Source organism: Conexibacter sp. CPCC 205762 (genome assembly GCF_030646155.1).
Classification (GTDB): domain Bacteria; phylum Actinomycetota; class Thermoleophilia; order Solirubrobacterales; family Solirubrobacteraceae; genus Conexibacter.
Window position 1 is genome coordinate 12664 of record NZ_JAUTDN010000008.1, and the last position, 13862, is coordinate 26525.

At 74.5% G+C, this 13862-nt stretch carries 14 protein-coding genes; 4 read left to right on the forward strand and 10 right to left on the reverse strand.

Annotated elements, in window-relative coordinates:
* Positions 1–26: 26 nt before the first annotated feature.
* The 4 genes from Q7L73_RS09485 to Q7L73_RS09500 are packed head-to-tail and all read right to left on the reverse strand — an operon-like array spanning position 27 to position 5057.
* Positions 27–1544 (reverse strand): TrkH family potassium uptake protein, encoded by a 1518-nt coding sequence (locus tag Q7L73_RS09485; RefSeq protein WP_304689451.1) that lies wholly within the window; start codon positions 1542–1544, stop codon positions 27–29.
* Positions 1544–2872, reverse strand: coding sequence for a Trk system potassium transporter TrkA (gene trkA, locus Q7L73_RS09490; protein WP_304689450.1), 1329 nt, complete (start codon positions 2870–2872; stop codon positions 1544–1546). Before trkA ends, Q7L73_RS09485 begins: the two co-directional genes overlap by 1 nt.
* A gap of 59 nt (positions 2873–2931) precedes the next feature.
* On the reverse strand, positions 2932–4254 hold the full coding sequence (locus Q7L73_RS09495; RefSeq protein ID WP_304689449.1) for a hypothetical protein: 1323 nt from the start codon (positions 4252–4254) through the stop codon (positions 2932–2934).
* Complete coding sequence (locus Q7L73_RS09500; RefSeq protein WP_304689447.1) at positions 4251–5057, reverse strand: hypothetical protein; 807 nt, start codon at positions 5055–5057, stop codon at positions 4251–4253. Before Q7L73_RS09500 ends, Q7L73_RS09495 begins: the two co-directional genes overlap by 4 nt.
* Positions 5058–5190: 133 nt before the next feature.
* On the opposite strand from Q7L73_RS09500, the gene Q7L73_RS09505 reads away from it, so the two are divergent.
* Complete coding sequence (locus Q7L73_RS09505; protein WP_304689444.1) at positions 5191–6339, forward strand: M28 family peptidase; 1149 nt, start codon at positions 5191–5193, stop codon at positions 6337–6339.
* On the opposite strand, the gene Q7L73_RS09510 is transcribed toward Q7L73_RS09505, so the two are convergent.
* Both Q7L73_RS09510 and Q7L73_RS09515 read right to left on the reverse strand, forming a co-directional pair.
* On the reverse strand, positions 6336–7754 hold the full coding sequence (locus tag Q7L73_RS09510) for a flavin monoamine oxidase family protein (protein WP_304689442.1): 1419 nt from the start codon (positions 7752–7754) through the stop codon (positions 6336–6338). The two genes, Q7L73_RS09505 and Q7L73_RS09510, sit on opposite strands and share 4 nt — an antisense overlap.
* 26 nt (positions 7755–7780) lie before the next feature.
* The gene (locus Q7L73_RS09515; protein WP_304689440.1) at positions 7781–8521 is read right to left on the reverse strand and encodes a tetratricopeptide repeat protein; all 741 of its coding nucleotides are present in this window, start codon (positions 8519–8521) and stop codon (positions 7781–7783) included.
* Between the two features lie 45 nt (positions 8522–8566).
* Between Q7L73_RS09515 and Q7L73_RS09520 the strand changes: the two genes are divergently transcribed.
* From Q7L73_RS09520 to Q7L73_RS09530, 3 genes are all read left to right on the forward strand, one after another.
* Positions 8567–9394: an alpha/beta fold hydrolase gene (locus tag Q7L73_RS09520; RefSeq protein ID WP_304689438.1), complete on the forward strand. Its 828-nt coding sequence runs from the start codon at positions 8567–8569 to the stop codon at positions 9392–9394.
* Between the two features lie 73 nt (positions 9395–9467).
* A complete protein-coding gene (locus tag Q7L73_RS09525) occupies positions 9468–10043 on the forward strand; it encodes a peroxiredoxin (RefSeq protein WP_304689437.1) in 576 nt (191 codons plus the stop codon).
* 176 nt (positions 10044–10219) lie between these two features.
* Positions 10220–10465 (forward strand): DUF3052 family protein, encoded by a 246-nt coding sequence (locus tag Q7L73_RS09530; protein ID WP_304689435.1) that lies wholly within the window; start codon positions 10220–10222, stop codon positions 10463–10465.
* Between the two features lie 59 nt (positions 10466–10524).
* Here Q7L73_RS09530 and Q7L73_RS09535 read toward each other — a convergent pair whose 3' ends face one another.
* From Q7L73_RS09535 to Q7L73_RS09550, 4 genes are all read right to left on the reverse strand, one after another.
* Positions 10525–11730 (reverse strand): MFS transporter, encoded by a 1206-nt coding sequence (locus Q7L73_RS09535; RefSeq protein ID WP_304689433.1) that lies wholly within the window; start codon positions 11728–11730, stop codon positions 10525–10527.
* Between the two features lie 98 nt (positions 11731–11828).
* Positions 11829–12128, reverse strand: a complete 300-nt coding sequence (locus Q7L73_RS09540; RefSeq protein WP_304689431.1) for a hypothetical protein — start codon at positions 12126–12128, stop codon at positions 11829–11831.
* A gap of 153 nt (positions 12129–12281) precedes the next feature.
* The gene (locus Q7L73_RS09545) at positions 12282–12971 is read right to left on the reverse strand and encodes an HAD family hydrolase (protein WP_304689429.1); all 690 of its coding nucleotides are present in this window, start codon (positions 12969–12971) and stop codon (positions 12282–12284) included.
* A complete protein-coding gene (locus tag Q7L73_RS09550) occupies positions 12968–13795 on the reverse strand; it encodes a ferritin-like domain-containing protein (protein ID WP_304689427.1) in 828 nt (275 codons plus the stop codon). The genes Q7L73_RS09545 and Q7L73_RS09550 overlap by 4 nt, the downstream gene beginning before the upstream one ends.
* Positions 13796–13862 lie beyond the last annotated feature (67 nt).

A 13862-nucleotide genomic window follows, 5' to 3' on the forward strand; every position in this document is an offset into this window, starting at 1 on the left:
CGCGCGGCGGCGCCCCCGGTCCGTTCCTACGGCCGCCAGAAGCTGCGCGTCAGCAGCACCGCGACCGGCACGATCTCGACGCGGCCGAGCCACATCAGCACGGTCAGGATCGCGGTCGAGAGGTTGCTGTAGCCGGCGAACGAGCCGTACGGCCCGGCGTCGCCGAAGGCGGGGCCGACGTTGCCGATCGAGGAGGCGGCGGCGCCGATCGCGTCGAAGGCGCTCAGCTCGACGCCGGTCCGCTCGGCGTCGATCACGAGCCCGAGCGAGCCGAGCGCGAACGCGAACAGGTACAGCAGCACGAACAGGACGGTCGAGCGCAGCGCCTGCTCGTCGACGACGATCCCGTTCTTGCGGACGGGTGTGACGACGTGGGGGTGGGCGGCGGTCGCGAGGTCGCGGCGGGCGATCCGGAACAGCAGCAGGTGCCGGACGACCTTGATCGAGCCGCCGGTCGAGCCGGCCGAGGCGCCGACGAACATCAGCAGCAGCAGCGTCATCGTCGCCAGCGAGCCCCACTGCGTGTAGTCGACGGTCGCGAAGCCGGTCGTCGTCATGATCGAGGTCGCCTGGAAGGCCGACTGGCGCACCGCCTCCTCGCCGCTCGCCTCGCCGCTCGTCAGCAGCTCGACCAGCAGCAGCGCGGTCGCCGCCAGCAGGAAGCCGCCGTACAGCCGCACCTCGTCGTCGCGGCCCAGCTCGCGCGCGCCGCGGCGGCGGATCAGGACGTTGAAGAGGCGCAGGAAGTTGAGCCCCGCGACGACCATCACGACGACGAGGATCCACTGCGAGATCGGCGCGAACGCCGCGACCGACTCGCCCTGCGGCGAGAAGCCGCCGAGCGCCATCGCGGAGGAGGCGTGCGCGAACGCCTGCCACGGCGTCATCGCGTCGTCGAGCCCGAGCCAGCCGACGGTCGCCAGCACGAGTGTCGCGACCAGCGTCAGCCCGACGTAGAGCGACCAGAGGTTGCGCGCGGTGTCGCGGATCGTCGAGCCGAAGCGCTCGAGCTCGGTCGGCCCGGCCAGCTCCGACTGCAGCAGCCGCCGCCCGCCGACGCGCAGCCGCGGCAGGATCGCGATCGCCAGCACGATGATCCCCATGCCGCCGAGCCAGTGCGACAGCTGGCGCCAGAACTGGACCGTCTCGCTGAGCTGCTCGACGTGCGGGACGACGCTGCCGCCGCTCGCGGTGAAGCCCGACATCGCCTCGAAGTAGGCGTCGACCGGCGCCTTCAGCTGCGGCTCGCCGGAGAGCACGAACGGGAGCGCGCCGAAGACCGGCACCAGCAGCCAGATCAGCGCGATCACGAGGAAGCCCTCGCGCTGGCCGATGCGGTCGGCGCGGCGCTCGTGCGTGAGCCGGTCCAGCAGCACGCCGGTGCCGCTGGCGGCGGCGCCGGCGGCGAGCCACGGCAGCACGTCCTCGCCGGTGAAGAGCGCGACCAGCGTCGGCGCGAGGAAGGCGAGCCCTATCCATCTGAGGACGCCGCCGAGCAGGTCGAAGACGGCGCCGAGGTCGACCCCGAGCCGCGGCGCGCGCACTACAGCGCCGCCTCGACCTCGGCCGTGCGCGTCTGGTCGACGAGCACGATCACGCGGTCGCCGGGCTGCAGCTCGGTGTCGCCGTGCGGGAACAGCGCGCTGTCGTCGCGCACGATCGCGCCGATCGTCGAGCTGGTCCGCGGCAGCTCGCGCAGCGGCCGGCCGACCAGCCTGCTCTGCGGCCGCACGACGACGTCGAGCACGTCGAAGCGGTCGTCGTCCATCAGCGCCACCTGGCGCGTGCGCGGATCGTGCGCGAACAGCACCAGCCGCTGCGCGGTCGCCGCGCGCGGGTTGACGGCGACGTCGACGCCGGCCTGGTCGAAGACGGCGATCGACTGCGGGTCGTCGACGACGCCGATCGTCGTGTGGATCCCGACCGCGCGGGCGGTGACGGCGGCGTAGAGGCTGTCGGCGTCGTCGCCGAGCGCGGCGACGGCGACCTGGGCGGCGCCGATCCGCTCCTCGCGCAGCAGCGTGCGGTCCGACGGGGAGGCGTGGAAGACGCGCGCCCGCGGCAGCTCGGCGGCGGCGCGCCGCGCGCGCTCGGCGTCGGGCTCGACCAGCCGCACGCGCAGGTCGTGCAGCAGCAGCTTGCGCGCGATCGCGATCCCGACCTGGGTCGCGCCGAAGACGACGACCTCCTCGACGACGGGCTCGTCGGGCGCGAGCTGTCTGCTCCACTCCAGCATCGCCGCGGGCGAGGCCATCACGGCGACGCGGTCGCCGAGCTGGATCGTCTCGTCGCCGCGCGGCAGCAGCAGCACGTCGTCGCGGATGATCAGCGCGACGCGCGACTGCGGCGGGATCGGCGCGCGCGACAGCGGCACGTCGAGCAGCGCGCAGGCGTGCGCTCTCTGCTCGACGTCGAACTCGGCGATCGTCACCTGCCCGTCGGCGAAGACGTCGGCGACGCGCGCGCCCGGGACGGCGATCGCGTCGATCACGGCGGCGGCCGCCTCCAGCTCGGAGGAGACCATGTAGTCGATGTCGAGCACCTCGTCTCTCCACGCTCTCAGGTGCTCGACGTCGGTCGTGCGCACGAGCGTTCTCGTCTGCGGCGCGAGCCGCCGCACGAGCATCGCGGCGACGAGGTTGACCTCGTCGCGCGAGGTCGAGGCGATCAGCAGATCGGTGTCGCGCACGCCGGCCTCCAGCAGCACGCTGCTGCTGGCGCCGTTGCCCTCGACGGTGCGGACGTCGAAGGAGTTGGCGAGCGCGGCGATCCGCGCCGGGTCGCGGTCGACGACGGTCAGCTCGTGGTCGTCGAACAGCGCCTCGACGACGGTCGTGCCGACGTGGCCGGCTCCCAGCACGATGATGCGCATCGACGGGAGAGTACGCGCGGCGGCGGCACGACCCGCCGCGCGTGGTCGCTACGGCCGCTTCAGGCGGCGGCGCACGTCTCCTTGGCGCTGGAGCGCACGGCGTCGCCGAGCTCGCTGACCTCGTCGAAGGACTCGATCCCGACCTTCCATCTGCCGCCGCGCATCGCGACCGCGATCGCGGTCCCGTCGCGGCTGGTGACGATCGCGTCGAACCACTTTCCGCCCTGTCCGACCTTCGCGTTCTCGACCTGCCAGTTGTTCGAGGTCGATCTGCCGGTCGAGCCGCCGCTGGTGACGGCCGTGACCAGCCTGCCGCTGCGGCAGAAGCTCCAGTCGACCTCCGCACCGTCGCCGCGCGCGCCGACGAGGCGCGTGTCGAGCAGCTTCTTCAGGACCGCTCTGTTGGCCGCGTTGCGGGCGCTGCAGGCTCTCTTCGCGGAGCCCTTCAGCTTCGCGCAGCGCTCGACCTCGGCGGTCGGCTTTCTGAGCGCGGCCGCGCGCGCGGAGGGAGCGGTCGCCGCAGAGGCGGAGGCGGACGCGGCTGGCACGGCGCAGGTCACGTAGGCGGTCACCTTCGCCGCCGTTCTCGCGCCGCGCTGGTCGGGCGTGCGGAAGGTGAGGCTCCAGCCGCTCACGCCGGCTGGCTGGGAGGCGGCGACGAACGGCACGGTCAGCTTCGAGGCGGTGTCGGCGGAGGACCAGCCGTTGTCGTCCATCGTCGGCGCCGCGTAGCCCCAGCCGATCGGCCGCCGGCCGCCGTCGCAGCGGGCCGTGACGGTCGCGCTCGCGGCGCCGGGCGCGAACGCGCGCGTGGCGCTGACGGTCTTCGTCTTGGCAAAGGCTCTCGGCGCGACGCAGATCGCCGCCGCCCGCGTCTGGATCCCGGCCTTCAGCTGCCAGCCGTGGATCCCGACCGGCTGCGCCGTCACCGCCACCTCGACGTACGGCCAGGTCGTGTTCGCCGCGACGCCGAGCGCGAGCTTCGCCCCGCAGCTGACCTTCTGGCCGCCGCCCTCGGCGAGCGTCGGCGTGCCTGCGCCACGTGCGCAGATCGCAAGCGCGCGCGGGGCGCTGCGGGCGATCGGCCGGCGGGTCTCCAGCACGAACGAGGCGCCGGGGTCGCTCAGCTGCGGGCGGACACGGGCGACCGGCCCGCCGACACCCGTCCAGCCGGCGGCGAGCGGCGCGCCGCCTCTCCCGCAGCCGACCTCGAGGTCGTCGCCCGAGTCGTAGACGTCGGCCGGCCCGGGGCCGGGGAGCACTCTCACCGCCGGTCCCTTGACGACGTAGACCGTCGCTGCCGTGGCGGGCGCGGCGGCGAACGCCGGCAGCGCGACGAGCGCGCAGACGGCGAGACGCGCGCAAGCGGGATGCGGCTTCATCGCGTGAGCGCCCCTTCGAGCCGCGCCGAGGCGGAGCAGGTCGCGCTCGGGTCGGCCGCGTAGGGGTGGGTGGCGTTGAGCGAGAGGCCGAAGTTCCCGGCGGCGTCGACGAAGCCGAGCACGTGGACGAGGCCGTCGCCGGGCAGCGGCTTGTCGCCGATCACGCTGCTTCTGCCGGTCGAGCGCGAGATCGCGACGGGCAGGTCGACGGCGACGTCGTCGGTCTGGCAGGCGGCCTCGGAGAAGGCGCTCCTGGGGATGGTGTAGACGATCCGGCCTCTGCTGCCGTCGTCGCTGATCGTGAAGCTGAAGCCGGCGAAGGCCGGGGCGGTGTAGGTCCCGTCGGCGGGGACGACGCTCGTCGGCGCTCTCGGCGCCGGACGGGTCGGGTGCGGCCGGCCGCCGCCGGGGCCGCCCTTGCCCTCCTCGCGCTGGCGGCGGCGCTCGCGCGGGTCACGCGAGGGGCGCTCGGGGCGACCGCCGCTCTGCCGCTTCGGCGTCGATCTGCGCTTGGAGGCGCAGCGCTTGCGGCCCTTGCCGCCCTTCTTGCCTCCGCTGCCGCGACGGCCGCTCGCCTCCGCGACGACGCCGCGGCGCGCCTTGCCGCGCTTGCCCTTCCCGGAGCCGCGCTTGGTGCACGCCGACGCCTTCTTCTTGGCGCCTCTCTTCGCGCTCGCCTGCGCGGGCTGCGAGCCGGCCGCTGCGGCCGATCCCGTCGCGGACGCCGTCGGCGCGACGACGAGCGCGAGCACGAGCGCCGCGACGGCGGCGAGCGCCGATGGAGAGATGCTGATGCGATTCACGACGGCCTCCTGAGGGGTCCCTCCGGCTGCCTCACCCAGCCGGTGCGGCGGCGATGCTAGCGGCGATCCGCACCGTCTCCCAGCCGTCGCACCAAACTCTGGGAGGGGGCCTAGGGTTATCGTGCGGGGCGCGATGAGCACGGATGCGATCGACCCCACGGTGTGCGCCGACGTCGAGGCGCTGGCGGCGATGACGCGCGACTCGGCCGGCGCCGGCGAGCGCGCCTCGGCCGCCTGGATCGCCGCGCGGCTGCGCGCGGCCGGCGTCGAGGAGGTGCGGACCGAGCCGTACCGCTACACGCCGACGTACACGCACGCCTACGCAGCGCACGCCGCCGCGATCGGCGTCGGCGCGGCGCTCGGCGGGCGCGCCGGCCGGCTGCTCGCGCTCGCCGCGCTCGGCTCGCTGGAGCTGGACGTCAGCGGTCGCAGGCAGTGGCTGCGGCGGTGGCTGCCGCGCGGGGAGGGGGCGAACGTGCTCGGCCGGCTGCCGGCGCGCGGGCCGCGGCGCGCGACGCTCGTCGTCGTCGCCCACCACGACGCCGCCCGCACCGGACTGATCTGGAATCCGGCGCTGAGCAGCGGCGGCGCCGCGCTGCGGCTGAAGCGGCGGGCGATGGACCCGGTCGGCTGGCCGTACGCGCTGGCGGCGCTGGCGGCCGCCTCCGGGACGCGCGCGGGGCGTGCGCTCGGCGGCACGCTGGCGCTCGCGGCGATCGGCCTGATGGCCGACGTGCAGCGCTCGCCGACGGTCCCCGGCGCCTCCGACAACGCGACCGGCGTCGCGGCGCTGCTGGCGCTGGCGAGAACGTTGGCGGCCGACCCGCCGCAGGGGCTGGAGACGATCCTGCTCGCGCCCGGCAGCGAGGAGCCGGGGATGGGCGGGATGGCCGCCTTCCTGGCCGCGCACGGCGACACGCTCGACCGCTCGACGACGTTCGTGCTCGGGCTCGACACGCTCGGTGCCGGCGAGCCGATCGTCGCGCGCGCCGAGGGCGTGCTGCTGCCGCACCGCTACGCCGCCGCCGACAACGACGTCGTGGACGCAGCCGCGCGGCGGGCCGGTCTGGAACCGCCGCAGCGGTGGCGGATCGGCGCCTACACCGACCCGATCCTCGCCCGCTTCGCCGGCCTGCGGACCGTCTCGCTGCTGTCGATCGCGCCCGACGGCCGCTACACCGACTACCACCTGCCGACGGACACCGCCGACCGCGTCGACTGGTCCTCGGTCGCCCGTTGCCTCGCGCTCGCGGAGGCGACGGCGCGCGAGCTGGTCGCCTAGCGGCGCAGCAGGCGCTGGCGGCCGGCCGCGGCCGCGTCGCCGCCTGCGCCGAGCGCGCTCGCGACTTCGCCCGCGGCCCGCTCGCCCGACTGGATCGCGCCGTCGAGGTAGCCGTTCCAGACGGTCGCGGTCTCGGTGCCGGCCCAGTGCAGCGGGCCGATCGGGGCGCGCAGCGCGGAGCCGTTGTCGCTCCAGGCGCCGGGCGGGAGGTAGGCGGCGTAGCCGCCGCCGCTGAACGGCTCGGCGCTCCACGCCTGCTCGACGTAGCGGCGCGGGAAGCGCGCCCGCGGGCCGAACAGCCGCGCCATCTCGTCGATCAGGATCGCCTGCCGCAGCGTCGGCGTCTGCCGCAGTGCCGCCCGCGCGGCGCGGCCTTCGAGGAAGGCGAGCAGGACGCCCGGCGTGCCGCCCGGGGGCGAGTTGTCGTAGAAGATCGAGGCAGGCCCGGCGAGGCTGGTGGCGTGGCCGGAGAGGCCCTCGTCGCGCCAGAACGGCTCGTCGTAGATCGCCATGCACTTGATCACCGCGCCCATCGCCATCCGCTGCATCAGCCCGTCGCGGGTCGGCGGCAGCGCCGGCGCGTAGCGCAGCCGCCCGGCCAGCGGCGGCGGGATCGCGACGATCGCGCGGCGGGCGCGCACGCCCGTGCCGTCGGCGACCGCGACCTCCACGCCATTCTCGCCGTGCGCGATCCGCGTCACCTCGGCGCCGAGCCGCACGCGCGCGCCGAGCTGCTCGGCCAGCCGCAGCGACAGCAGCTGCGAGCCGCCGCGGATGCGGTCTTGCTGCGCGCCGCCGTCGGTGTCGAGCAGCCGTTCGAACGAGCCGCCGGAGCGGATGTAGAAGAGCAGGTGCAGCAGCGACAGGTCAGCCGGATCGGACGCCCAGACGGCCTCGACGGCGATCCGCAGCGCGTCGCGCGCGACCTGCGTGCGGACGTTGCGGCGGATCCAGGAGGCGACCGTCTGCGCGTCGGCCGAGGCGGCGACCGGCGCCGTCCACGGCGTCTCGGGGTCGATCGTGCGGGCGAGCCGGTTGAGCCGCGCCATCGCGATCCCGACCTCCGCCAGCGGCAGCGGCCCGAGCGCCGGGATCGTGCCGCGGTAGCGGTGGATCCGCCCGCCGCGCTCGATCAGGTTCTCGCCCTCGTCGCGGGTCGGGTAGGTGCTCAGGCCGAGCTCGTGCACGAGCGCGTTGACGCGCTTCTGCGTCGGCCCGATCCACTGCCCGCCCAGCTCGACGACCTGGTCGGCGGCGGGGCCGACCGACTCGTTGAGCGTGCGCCCGCCGACGCGCTCGCGCGCCTCCAGCACGACGACGTCGAGGCCGGCGCGGACGAGGTCGCGCGCGGCGACCAGGCCCGAAAGCCCGGCTCCCACGACGACGACGTCGGCTTCGTCCAGCTCGGCGGCCATCAGGTCGCCGAGCTTATCGGCGTGCGCTAGTAGAGCGCGGCAGCGAGCCGGCGGCGGCCGTCACGCGCGAGCGGGTGCTCGACCCCGAGCTCGTCCAGCAGCCCGACGACGACCTTGCGGATCTCGTCTCTGGCGCCGTCGGCGCTCGGCAGCGCCTCCAGCAGCAGCTCCAGCGCCCGCTCGGCGTCGCCGCCGTCGAGCGCGGCGAAGGCGTCGGCCAGGTCGGGCTCGCCGCCGCGCTGCAGCGCGATCCGCGCCTGCAGCCCCTCGGCCGCGAAGTTGCCGGGCGCGCGGCCGAGCAGCTCCAGCGCGCCGTCGTCGTCGCCGTTGGCGTGGAGGATCCGCGCGAGCGGGACGAGCGCGTCGACGCGGCTCGGCTCCAGCTCCAGCGCGCGCCGCAGCGACGGCTCGTCGCCGGCGGCGATCAGGCCGTCGACCTCGGACGGGACGAGCCCGTCGAAGAAGCGCTCGACCTGCTGCGGCGGCTGCGCGCCGACGAACTCCGAGTGCAGTCTGCCGTCGACGAACGCCTTCACGGCCGGGATGCCCTGGATCTGGAAGGCGCGCGAGATGCCGGGGTTGGCGTCGGTGTCGATCTTCGCCAGCGCGACCTTGCCCTCGCGCGCGTTGGCGGCTCTCTCCAGCACCGGCCCGAGCTGACGACAGGGCCCGCACCACTCGGCCCAGAAGTCGACGACGACGGGCATCTGGTGGGAGCGATCGAGGACCTCTCTCTGGAAGTCCTGTTCGGTGACGTCGAAGACCATGCCCTGAGGGTAGCGGTGGGCGCGAATCCGCTATCACCTCGGTCCATGAGCGAATTCAGCGTCGAGCGCGACGGGGTCGTGCTGCAGGGGGCGGACGAGGGGGAGGGGACGCCGGTCGTGCTGCTGCACGGGCTGACCGCGACCCGCCGCTACGTCGTGATGGGGTCCAAGACGCTGGAGCGCGGCGGCCACCGCGTCGTCGCCTACGACGCGCGCGGCCACGGCAGATCGTCGCCCGCCCCGGCGCCGGACGCATACGGCTACGCGGCCCTCGCCGCCGACCTCGGCGCCGTGCTCGACGCGCGCGGCCTCGACCGCGTCGTGCTGGCCGGCGCCTCGATGGGCGCCCACACGCTGCTGCGCTGCGCGCTCGACACCCCCGAGCGGGTCGCCGGCCTCGTCGTCGTCACGCCCGCCTACGACCCGTCCTCCAACGACGACCCGCGCCGGCTCGCCTACTGGGAGCGGCTCGCGAGCGGGCTGCGCGAGGGCGGGATCGAGGGCTTCGTCGAGGCCAACCACGTCGAGCGGATGCCGCAGGCGTGGCAGGAGACGGTCCGCACCGTGCTGCGTCAGCGGCTGTCGCAGCACGACTCGCTGGAGGCGATCGCCGACGCGCTCGACGCCGTCCCGCGTTCGCGCCCGTTCGACACGCTGCACGATCTCGCCGAGCTGGAGGGGATCCCGGCGGTCGTCGTCGGCAGCCGCGACGAGGCCGATCCGACCCACCCGCTGGAGGTCGCCCGCGCCTACGCCGCCGCGATCCCGGGCGCCGAGTTGCGGGTCGAGCCGGAAGGCAGATCCCCGCTCGCCTGGCAGGGCGGCCAGCTGTCGCGCGAGATCTCCGCGCTGGCGGGTCTCGCACGTATCTGAACGAACACGTTTCTCTGGAATTCCGTTCCCTTCGGGCTGGCGCCGCACCCCGCCGCGGTGCAACGATGTCCGGATGGATGCGCCGAACGACTTCCGGCGTCTGCCGGCCGGGCTCCCGGTTCCGGTCGACGACGGTGCCGCCGACCATCTGCCGGGACTGGAGCTGCCGGAGCTGGCGTTCCCCTCGACCCACGGGGAGACGGTCGAGCTGGCCGCGCTCGCGCGCGAGTCGGGCACGCTGGTGCTGTACGTCTACCCGCGGACCGGCAGACCGGGCGAGGAGCTGCCCGAGGGGTGGGACGAGACCCCGGGCGCGCGCGGCTGCACCGTGCAGAACATCGGCTTCCGCGACCACCGCGCCCAGCTGAACGTGCTCGGCGCCGAGGTCGTCGGCCTCAGCGCCCAGTCGACCGCATTCCAGCGCGAGTTCGCCACGCGCGAGCACATGCCCTATCCGCTGCTGTCCGACCCCGAGCTGACGCTGGCGGCGGCGCTCAGACTGCCGACCTTCGAGATCGGCGGCCTGACGCTCTTCAAGCGCCTGACGCTGATCGCCCGCGACGGCGTGATCGAGAGAGTCTTCTACCCGATCTTCCCACCCGACCGCGACGCCGCCAACGTCGTCCACTGGCTCGGAGCAGTTTCCTGAGCGGCACGGCCGGCTACAGCGGCACGCCGCTGCCGCGGAAGCTGGGGATCAGAGCGGGGCAGCGGATCGCGTTCCTGGACGCGCCGCAGCCGGCCTTCGCGGAGGCGCTGGGGGAGTGGCCGGAGGGGGTCGCGGCGGCGCGGACGACGCTGCGGGGGAAGCTCGACCTCGTCGTCGTGTTCGTGACCGAGCGCGTGCGGCTGGAGCGGCGGCTGGCGAGACTGGTCGCGGCGATCGAGCCGGACGGGATGATCTGGGTCGCGTGGCCGAAGAAGGCGGCGAGAGTGCCGACCGACGTGACCGAGGACGTCGTGCGCGAGCTGGCGCTTGCGGCCGGCGTGGTCGACGTGAAGGTCTGCGCGATCGACGCGACCTGGTCGGGCCTGAAGCTGGTCGTGCGCGTCGCCGATCGCAGACGCTGACGACGGAGCCGCGGTCGATTGCTGTCGTCTATCGACAGCAATCGACCGGGGTTGCCGCTTCAGGCCGGCGCGGGCGCCGGCTCGGCCGCCTGCGCGGGGCGCAGCTGGCGGCGGCCGGCGAGTGCGACGGTCACCGACAGCAGGCTGGCGCCGATCGCGACGACGAAGGCGCGGTGGCCGCTGGAGGCGTCGACGACGTGGCCGGCGACGGCGAGGCAGATCGCGAGGCCGCCGCCGAGCGAGGTCGACAGCCAGGCGAAGCCCTCCGTCAGCGCGGCGCGCGGGACCAGCGCCTCGACCAGCGCGAAGCTGGTGATCAGCGTCGGCGAGACCGACACGCCGCTGGCGACGATCGCGAGCACCATCAGGCCGATCGAGTTCGCCAGCGCGAGCGGGATTGTGCCGAGGAACAGCAGCCCGAGCGCGACCGCCAGCCGCCGCTCGAGCCCGGCCCGCCAGACGCGCGCGCCGTAGAGCACGCCCGCGACGCCGCTGGAGACCGCGTGCAGCGCCAGCAGCGGGCCGCTCAGCGCCTCGTGGCCATGCTGCTCGGCGAACGCGACCATCGACACCTCGACCGTTCCGAAGACGCCGCCGACGCCGGCCATCACCAGCGCCAGCACGAGCAGGCCGCGGGCCCGTATCGCCGAGCCGCCGCGCTCGTGGTGGGGGTGGACGGGCGGCTCGGTCGCGCGCTGGGCGGCGAAGGCGACGCCGCCGGCGAGCAGAAAGCCGAGCGCAGCCAGCAGGCCGGCGGCCGGCGTGATCGCCGTCGCCAGCAGCGTCACCAGCACAGGCCCGCAGGTGAAGACCAGCTCGTCGAGGACCGACTCCAGCGCGTACGCCGTCTGCAGCCGCTCGCCCTGCAGCAGCGTCGCCCAGCGCGAGCGCACGAGCGCGCCGAACGAGGTCATCGAGGCGCCGGTGACGGCCGCGGCGACGAAGTAGAAGGCGTGCGGGACGTCACTGGCGGCAGCGACGACGAGCGCCAGCAGGCCGGTCGTCTGCACGACCATCGCGGGCAGCAGCACGCGCCGCTGGCCGAAGCGGTCGACCAGCCGCCCCAGCTGCGGCGCGCCGATCGCGTTGGAGATCGCGATCGTCGCGCTGACGGCGCCGGCGAGGCCGTAGGAGTCGGTCGCACCGGTGATCAGCAGGACGGTGCCGAGCCCGAGCATCGCGAGCGGCAGGCGCGCGACCAGGCCCGCGCCCACGAACGCGCGCGCACCGGCGACGCGGAGGATGTCTGCATAGGGAGAGAGCACGACCCGATCCCACGATCGCAGGTGCGGGGCCGGCGCGAAGGCTGACGATCGCGCGCTCGGTGCGCCGTTTGGGTGCGCGACGGGAGAGGCGGCGGGCGCTACGCGTGCACGCGCATGCGGGCGGCGTGGATCGCGCCGGTGACCGAGTGCGCGTCCGGCAGCGCGTCGCGCAGCGCCTCGATCTCGTTGCGGCGGAAGCGCGGGCCGGAGCCGTCGCCGACGTCGCAGGGGAAGGCGAGCCGCTCCGACCAGGCCCGCAGGGCGGTGGGGGAGACGTCGAGCAGCGCGGCCGCGTCGTCGCAGCCGAGCACCCTGTCCAGCGGCACCGAGGGCACCTGCGCGAGGTCGTCCTGCACGGCGACCAGGCCCCTGCCTTGCCGCAGTGCGAGAGGTGTCACATCACCACTCATACCTGTCACCGTAACGCATGTTCCTCCGTCGCACTAGCGTCGTAAAAGCCCGCTGCCCGTGAAGATGCCATGGTCAAACGGTTTTGAGTGGTCGAGTGACATTTGACTGACCATCAATGGTCAGCGCTCTGGCTTCCGGTATTAAGAATGGTGAGGTTTGGTCGAGGGGTCGGAGAAGAGGACCTCCTCCAAGCGGTCCGCCAGCTCCGCCGCGTCGTCGTAGACGAACGTCGCGCCGGCGGCGCGCAGCTCCGCCGCGCCGATCCCGCCGCTGCGCAGCCCGACGAAGCCGATCCCGGCCCGCGCCGCCGCCTCGCCGTCCCAGACCGTGTCGCCGACGAGCAGCGCCGGTCGCCCGCCACCGCCGCGCTCCAGCGCCGCCTCGACCAGGTCGGGAGCGGGCTTGGAGGCGTCGACGTCGGCGGAGGTGGTGACGCCGTCGAGCAGCTCGCGCGCCGCCAGCAGGTCGATATAGCGGTCGACCTCCTCGGCTCTGCCGGAGCTGGCGAGCACGGTCGTGACGCCGCGCGCTCTCAGCGCCAGCAGCAGCTCGCGCGCGCCCGGCAGCGGCCGCGCCTCGTCGATCAGCGCGCCGAACTCGTCGCCGTGGAGGCTGCGGACGTCGTCACCGTGCTCGCGCTCGGCCGCCTCGCCCGCGACCGCCGCGACGAGCTTGTCGCCGCCCTTGCCGACCTGGCGGTGGATCTCCCACGCCGGGATCTCGAACCCGATCCCGCGGAAGGCCCGCTGCCAGGCGATCACGTGCAGCTGGTTGGTGTCGACGAGCGTGCCGTCGACGTCGAGCAGCACCAGCTGGGCGGCATCGCTCATCGCGCCCCGACCGGCTCGCTCGCGCCCGCCTGCTCACGCCGCCGCTCGACCGCCTCCAGCACGCCGCGGCGGCGCTTCCCGCCGCGCTCGTAGGACTCGACCAGCCGCAGCTGCGCGTCGGTCAGCCGGTCGAGGCGTCTGACCACCTGCTCGACCTTGAGGCGGTCATAGCCGGGCAGCGGCTCGCCGCCGGCGCCGGTCGCGGCGTCGAGCGCGGACTCGGCGTCGCCCTGCGCCTCGCGCAGCGCTCTCGCGGCCGTCTGCGCGGCGCCGGTCGTCGTGACGTCGTAGGTCGGTCTGCCGTCGACCTCGGCGCCGACGACGGCGGCGGTAAGGCGCGGCAGCTGCTCGCGCAGCGCCGCCAGCATCCGCTCCTCGTCGGCGCGCAGGTCGGCCGCCAGTCTCGCCGTCAGCCTGTCGCCCGCGATCGTCGCGAGCTGCTCGATCGCGTCGTAGGTGGCGATCTCCAGCGCCTCGGTGGCGGCCTCGTCCTTCGCGTTCTTGAGCAGCTTCTCCTCGCCGCTGCCGCCGCGCAGCAGGTCCAGCGGCGCCTTGCCGAGCGACAGCAGCTGGCCGGTGACGCGCTGGCCGGCGTCGTAGAGGGTCGCGGTCAGCGAGCGGCCGTGGCCGAGATCGGCGAGCCGGCGCGAGATCCGCTCGGCGTGGCTCTGCGTCTCGTGCAGATGGCGGTCCAGCAGGGAGCGGTAGGCGCCGGTCGGCGTCATCGCGACATGCGCCTGCAGCGTGCGCACGAGCGCCTGCTCCATCGCGCGGGCCTCGATCAGATACTGGACGAGCTTGTCCTCGGTCGTGATGGCGGGCATGTGGGCTCCAGCGACGATGGTGGGCGGGCTTTGAGTGCAGTCGCACTGCTGCCCTGCCGACTGGCCC

What these genes read in the sequence shown, in the direction of transcription:
- Q7L73_RS09525 (WP_304689437.1), top strand. Translation starts at nt 9,468, where the DNA reads ATGGATGCGCCGAACGACTTCCGGCGTCTGCCGGCCGGGCTCCCGGTT.
- trkA (WP_304689450.1), bottom strand. Translation starts at nt 2,872, where the DNA reads ATGCGCATCATCGTGCTGGGAGCCGGCCACGTCGGCACGACCGTCGTC.
- Q7L73_RS09545 (WP_304689429.1), bottom strand. Translation starts at nt 12,971, where the DNA reads ATGAGCGATGCCGCCCAGCTGGTGCTGCTCGACGTCGACGGCACGCTC.
- Q7L73_RS09510 (WP_304689442.1), bottom strand. Translation starts at nt 7,754, where the DNA reads ATGGCCGCCGAGCTGGACGAAGCCGACGTCGTCGTCGTGGGAGCCGGG.
- Q7L73_RS09550 (WP_304689427.1), bottom strand. Translation starts at nt 13,795, where the DNA reads ATGCCCGCCATCACGACCGAGGACAAGCTCGTCCAGTATCTGATCGAG.
- Q7L73_RS09495 (WP_304689449.1), bottom strand. Translation starts at nt 4,254, where the DNA reads ATGAAGCCGCATCCCGCTTGCGCGCGTCTCGCCGTCTGCGCGCTCGTC.
- Q7L73_RS09505 (WP_304689444.1), top strand. Translation starts at nt 5,191, where the DNA reads ATGAGCACGGATGCGATCGACCCCACGGTGTGCGCCGACGTCGAGGCG.
- Q7L73_RS09515 (WP_304689440.1), bottom strand. Translation starts at nt 8,521, where the DNA reads ATGGTCTTCGACGTCACCGAACAGGACTTCCAGAGAGAGGTCCTCGAT.
- Q7L73_RS09520 (WP_304689438.1), top strand. Translation starts at nt 8,567, where the DNA reads ATGAGCGAATTCAGCGTCGAGCGCGACGGGGTCGTGCTGCAGGGGGCG.